Origin of the sequence: Ectobacillus panaciterrae DSM 19096 (assembly GCF_000430785.1) — a bacterium.
Lineage (GTDB): Bacteria > Bacillota > Bacilli > Bacillales > Bacillaceae_G > Ectobacillus > Ectobacillus panaciterrae.
This window is the reverse complement of the sequence record NZ_AUMR01000147.1, coordinates 1-5,377: the sequence shown is the minus strand read 5'-3', so window position 1 is coordinate 5,377 and position 5,377 is coordinate 1. Positions and strand designations below refer to the sequence as shown.

General features: G+C 36.4%; 7 protein-coding genes and 2 pseudogenes. 5 read left to right on the top strand and 4 right to left on the bottom strand.

Annotation, left to right across the window (positions count from 1 at the left end):
• Positions 1-229, bottom strand: a 229-nt coding sequence (locus tag H540_RS0121340) for an HTH domain-containing protein (protein WP_028402077.1), incomplete at its 3' end; no start/stop codon positions are given.
• Between the two features lie 515 nt (positions 230-744).
• A complete protein-coding gene (locus H540_RS0121335; protein WP_028402309.1) occupies positions 745-1,002 on the bottom strand; it encodes an alpha/beta-type small acid-soluble spore protein in 258 nt (85 codons plus the stop codon).
• Positions 1,003-1,358: 356 nt separating this feature from the next.
• Here H540_RS0121335 and H540_RS0121330 point away from each other — a divergent pair.
• From H540_RS0121330 to H540_RS0121310, 5 genes and pseudogenes are all read left to right on the top strand, one after another.
• A pseudogene (locus H540_RS0121330) lies at positions 1,359-1,671 on the top strand (protein translocase subunit SecDF); the annotation flags it as partial.
• A 150-nt stretch (positions 1,672-1,821) separates the two neighbouring features.
• The gene (gene mntA / locus H540_RS0121325; RefSeq protein ID WP_028402307.1) at positions 1,822-2,226 is read left to right on the top strand and encodes a type VII toxin-antitoxin system MntA family adenylyltransferase antitoxin; all 405 of its coding nucleotides are present in this window, start codon (positions 1,822-1,824) and stop codon (positions 2,224-2,226) included.
• On the top strand, positions 2,219-2,629 hold the full coding sequence (gene hepT / locus H540_RS0121320; RefSeq protein WP_028402306.1) for a type VII toxin-antitoxin system HepT family RNase toxin: 411 nt from the start codon (positions 2,219-2,221) through the stop codon (positions 2,627-2,629). The genes mntA and hepT overlap by 8 nt, the downstream gene beginning before the upstream one ends.
• An 82-nt stretch (positions 2,630-2,711) precedes the next feature.
• Positions 2,712-3,806: a tyrosine recombinase XerS gene (gene xerS / locus H540_RS0121315; protein WP_028402305.1), complete on the top strand. Its 1,095-nt coding sequence runs from the start codon at positions 2,712-2,714 to the stop codon at positions 3,804-3,806.
• A gap of 74 nt (positions 3,807-3,880) precedes the next feature.
• Positions 3,881-4,447 (top strand): Uma2 family endonuclease, encoded by a 567-nt coding sequence (locus H540_RS0121310; protein WP_034671629.1) that lies wholly within the window; start codon positions 3,881-3,883, stop codon positions 4,445-4,447.
• Between the two features lie 262 nt (positions 4,448-4,709).
• On the opposite strand, the pseudogene H540_RS33515 reads toward H540_RS0121310, so the two are convergent.
• Positions 4,710-4,901, bottom strand: a pseudogene (locus H540_RS33515) (transaldolase family protein); the annotation flags it as partial.
• A gap of 277 nt (positions 4,902-5,178) precedes the next feature.
• Positions 5,179-5,377: zinc ribbon domain-containing protein (locus H540_RS30570; protein ID WP_034671628.1), on the bottom strand; the 199-nt coding region annotated here is incomplete at its 5' end.

Here is a 5,377-nt window from a genome sequence, read left to right as displayed (position 1 = left end):
CCTTTTGCCATCTTTTGTTCGCGGAATAAATTCTGTCCATCCCCAAAACCTCTGGATCAAACCCGCAATGTTCAAATATTTCTCTCGCAGCCTTTCCTTTCTCTCTTTCAGAAATAAAAATACGCTTAAATTCATCTGTATAAGTGATTCCTTTTGTACCAACTGCTTTAACATATTTATTAGTTGATAACTGCTTGGTCTCTTTCTCTGTGAAAATCTTTTTACTCATTATTTTCCCGTCTCCATGTTATCTCTAGTTGTGTTTCTTAATTATACAAAAAAGTACCCTATTGGTAGACTTTTTTTGGTGTCTACTTAATAGGGTACATTGTACAGCATTAAATTGAGAAATTAGGGCTTTTTAATATTGAAAATTACTTAACGTAATATCTATCTGGGGAGTAGGGAAGGAAGGGATCATAAGTAATGAAAAACTTCAAGATAACGCACATAAAGCAGGTAAACAGAACGTATAAAAGAAGGATAAATATCATATTCAGCTGTTAAAGCACCTTTGCTTCTAGTGAGGTGCTTCACATTATGGCAGTTATAGATTTAGTTTTGTTGTCCCGTTTACCCACGATATAAAACGTTTCTGCTATTGGGTGACCCTACAAACAACCTCACGCATATGATAAAAATTTCTGTGTAAAGGGGAAGAGGTAGAACCGCCCCAAATTATTGAAAGTTGTTTGTATCCGCGTTAAGCAATACGTCAACATGAGATGTTTCTGTTTGTTTATGTTAAGACTTTTTGTTTAAGCTTTCTTGGGCCATTTTAATAAGTTCTTTAACCATGTTGCCACCTAGTCTGCCGCCAACCATGCCTGCCTGACGGGATGTAAGATGACCATTATAGCCTTCTTTTAGAGGAACACCCGTTTCTTCGGCAGCCTCATATTTAGCGTTTTCCGGACTTTGCACATTTACAACTCTAGCTTTGAGTTCATTCAATCCTTTTCTTGCTTCCGGAACAAGAATTCTATTTCTTCTTTTTGCCATATACTATCCCTCCTTTATGTTAGCATTGGAAAAAAAGAAGGAATTGATGTATGGTTAATTATTTCAATTCAAGGTTTTTTTCGTTATCATTCTTTTTGGATTCACCTAGCAACCTAACATCAAGCGACATTTTTTGAATATGTGAAAGTTTGGAAGCATCGCTTTTATCAATATCAATCGGTTGTTCTTCCTGATTCTATGGTTCATCCGTCGTATAGCCTTGTCGTAACGATTCCCGAATTGTGTTAAGTAACTTTTTCAGGTTCTGGTGCAAAAAGATTAAATTGATTGCCAGGAATCTCTAAATCTTAGACATATTGATATTATGACTCTAAAAAGGTGTATGATCGGTATGGAAAGAAAATTTGTCTACGCCAGCGAAGCTTACGTTCCGTGATGTAAATGATAATATTTTTATGGACGGAATAGATTTGAAAGAGGGCGGTGCCAAGCAAACGTTTGATGAGCAAGGCCGTTGGAGCGTCGGATTGACGTTGAAAAGCGCCTATAAGTTCCGTAAAGTCACAGAAAAAATACTCAGCATCAAGCCTGACAACTTAATGGTCATCTGGCTTGATTTTGAAGAAGTAAAAAGTTAAAGCTGGTAAGCCGAAATATTTATCAACTACGACCACGAATCAAATATTTAATAAAGCTGGTGTATCCATTTAAAATGGAAGAAAGAGGGGAGAGATTTCTTTCTATTAATTTCGCATTAAACACTGTTTTAACGCATAATTGAATTTCAAACTGATGTTTGGTATAATTTTCTTATTATGACATAATGGGATTAACCAATATTTAATCGAGGTGCATGGTATGCCAAACAATAACCATTTAGCAGTAATAAAAGAATTCCTCGTTAATAAGCTATCGCCGTATGTAATATATTTATTTGGTTCCCAGGCTAAACAACAAACACACCCAGATAGCGATTTTGATATTGCTTTTATAAGCGAAGAAGATTTTGATACCTACGAAAGATTTATGATTTCGCAAGAATTAGCAGCCATTCTAAATAAAGATGTGGACCTAGTTGATCTTAAGAAAGCTTCTACTGTATTCCAAGCACAAATTATTACTTCAGGAACAGTTCTGTATTGTTCAGATAATGCAAAGAAAGCAGTATTTGAAATGTATACACTTAAGAAATACGCTAAGTTAAACGAGGAACGATCGGAGATTGTTAAAAATATCATTGAAAGAGGCATACATAATGAATAATGATGTGATTCTAAATAAAATTGCTACGATTCAACGTTGTATTAACAGGATTAACGAAGAATATGAAAATAACCCCTTAAATTTAGAGAACTATACGAAGCAAGATTCCATTATCCTGAATATCCAGCGTGCTTGTGAAGCAAGTATAGATATCGCTATGCATATCGTCGCAGAGAAAAAGTTCGGGATTCCTCAAACCAGCCGAGATGCATTTGATTTCCTAGCTAACAATGACGTAATTACCCCCTCCCTTTCCTTTAAATTAAAAGCAATGGTAGGCTTTCGTAATATTGTCGTTCATGACTATCAAGCAGTAAATTTAGAAATTGTACAAAAAATTATTGAAAAACATCTGGATGACTATACAGAATTCATTAAGCAAGTCTTAGCTTACAACTCTTAACCATAAAATTATTATGTAAACTATTGTGCGTTAAAATTGTATTTAATGCGAAATTCAACAAGATTAGACAAGGAGTGATACGATGCGCAGAGAGCAATCCGTTCATCTGGAACGACTTCATGCTAACATGCAGGAGCTGCCCTGGTACATTCAAGAATACATCGATGCTAAGGAAGATTCTGCTTCCCCCTCCACCCTACTCGGTTATATGCATGAGTACAAACACTTTTTACAGTGGTTAATTGCTGAAAATATCGCAGAATATGAAAAAATTAGTGACATTCCTTATTCTGTTTTAGAAAGACTACGACTTAAAGAAGTTGAAAATTATGTTAAGCATTTAAGCCGACGGAAGAAAATGAATTCTGATAAAGAGCAAATTCAGAAGCAAAAACTCAAGAAAACAACCGTTCTTCGATCTGTCTCTGCATTAAAGTCTCTCTTCCACTATCTCACAACCATGACAGAAAATGATGAAGGAGAACCATACTTCTATCGCAATGTGATGGCGAAAATTGAGATTTCTAAAGAAAAAGAAACCATTAATGCACGAGCTAACCGAATGCGAGCAAAAATCCTTCACAATGACGATGATCGCAAACTACTAGAATTTGTAGCAACGGAATATGAGAATCTGGTAGCCAGTACTAAAAGAGAAGTGTATTTTCGTCGGGATAAAGAACGTGATTTAGCTATCCTCTCTCTCTTCTTAGGATCTGGTTTGAGAGTCGGGGAACTTGCTGATCTTCAGTTAGATAAAATTAATGAGAAGGAACGAATTATAACGATTATTCGGAAAGGTGGAAAAGAAGATTCTATTTGGATTACCCCCTCTGCCCTTTCTGATTTACAGGAATACTTGAAAATCCGTAAAGAGCGTTATAAAGTAACAGATGATGAACAATCTGTATTTTTGACGCTTCAAAATGGTTCGTATAAGCCCATGTCTGTCCGTGCCATTCAGAACATGGTAGATAAGTACACAAAAGCTTTCAACGTACGCTTGACACCTCATAAGCTGCGTCATACGTTTGCGACAAACTTTTATAACAAAGAAAAAGACGCACTGCAGGTTATGATGCAACTTGGTCATTCTTCGACTGATACCACTGTATTATATACTCAGTTAGGAAATGAAACACTAAAGGAATCATTGGAGCGTTTAGATGAAGAATAATTGTATATTCTGTAACCAAGCTGTATTTTCTTACAAGTAGTGTTAAATTAAAGATAATCAAGGAGGTGTTTCTTATGAGTATGAATCAACCTCATCCTAAGAAGGTAACGTATGCCGAATACTTAACATGGCCTGATGAGTCACGTTATGAAATTATTGATGGCATTCCCTATCTACAAGCTGCACCATCCCGCCAACACCAACGTATTGTAACCCAGCTAACCGGTGAATTTTATACGTTTTTAAAAGGGAAAACATGCGAAGTATATACTGCCCCGTTTGATGTCAGATTATCCGCTACAGATGATGAGGAAGAATACCTAGTTGTACAGCCCGATATTAGCGTCGTGTGTGACAAAAGGAAATTAGATGATAAAGGCTGCAAAGGATCTCCTGATCTCATCGTAGAAGTTCTCTCCCCTTCCACTTGGCAGCGAGATCGCATTGAAAAATTGAATTCTTACCAAAGACACGGAGTAAAAGAGTATTTACTCATTTATCCTAACGAGAAAATTGTAGAGCAATATATTCTTGAAGAAAACGGTATGTATGGAATACCTTATATTTACAATGAGGAAAATATATTCCGTTCTCATATCTTCCCAGATTTTGAATTATCCATGAGTCATATACTTTCCTAAGACAAAAACCTTGCTTCATAGCAAGGTTTTATTTCATTTTATGGTAGATTGTTCTCTATTCTTATACCTAATAAAATAATTGAAATGCCTTATTTCTATAGGTTATATAATATAAAATCATTTCGGTATGTGAAATTATATAAAAGGTGTGGCATCAAACCCAAGGTTACCAACGCCAATCTCTCCAAATAGAAAATGCGGGCTTGGTAGGAAATGATGCCAAGCACGCTTTTCTAATTTTTCAATCTTATCCTATTTTTCGATTTTTCACATGAAAATCAACACCAATGAGTTCTTCTGCTTGTGCGATCATTTCTTCAGCTGTAACAGCGTCAGGCGTTACTTCTGCAGAAACAGACTCAACCTCAAGTACTAATTGACAGGTTTCCGCAATACGATCTTCGAATTTTATACCTTCTTTAGCAACTAAGGAAGGATTCGTTGTAACACCAGATCCCTCCTACTTTATCTACTTCCGCTAACACTGGTTATATAAATAAGAAGCTGGCTCTGTGAACTAATCCAGCTTCTTATTATGCAATGTATATTGTAAACAATACTAATTTATTTATTTTGTTGAGACTCCCACGGCTAAAGCCGCAAGTCCTACACCTTACGGTGTGACGGATGGGATTCTTGAATGACTCAGCGTTCGCAGTCCATTTCTGTTTTGAACAGCCTTCAAGATGAGGGCATCTCATTGCCCCTCCTAAGACAGACCATATAGGTTCTTAGGCTGATTGACTGTTACCGCCAACCACAGGTGCATAACGAATATTCATTGCACCAACTTTGTCTCTGTGTGTCTCGAATCCGCATTTACACTTATATTTGCGGTCTTGTGCTTTGTTCCTTTCGGAACACTTCGGGCATGTTTGCGAAGTATAAGCAGGATTCACATATTCAACTTTAATACCAGCTAAATTTGCT

Excerpts from the sequence above, each read along its gene's own strand:
- H540_RS0121335 (WP_028402309.1), bottom strand. The coding sequence starts at position 1,002 with ATGGCAAAAAGAAGAAATAGAATTCTTGTTCCGGAAGCAAGAAAAGGA.
- mntA (WP_028402307.1), top strand. The coding sequence starts at position 1,822 with ATGCCAAACAATAACCATTTAGCAGTAATAAAAGAATTCCTCGTTAAT.
- hepT (WP_028402306.1), top strand. The coding sequence starts at position 2,219 with ATGAATAATGATGTGATTCTAAATAAAATTGCTACGATTCAACGTTGT.
- xerS (WP_028402305.1), top strand. The coding sequence starts at position 2,712 with ATGCGCAGAGAGCAATCCGTTCATCTGGAACGACTTCATGCTAACATG.
- H540_RS0121310 (WP_034671629.1), top strand. The coding sequence starts at position 3,881 with ATGAGTATGAATCAACCTCATCCTAAGAAGGTAACGTATGCCGAATAC.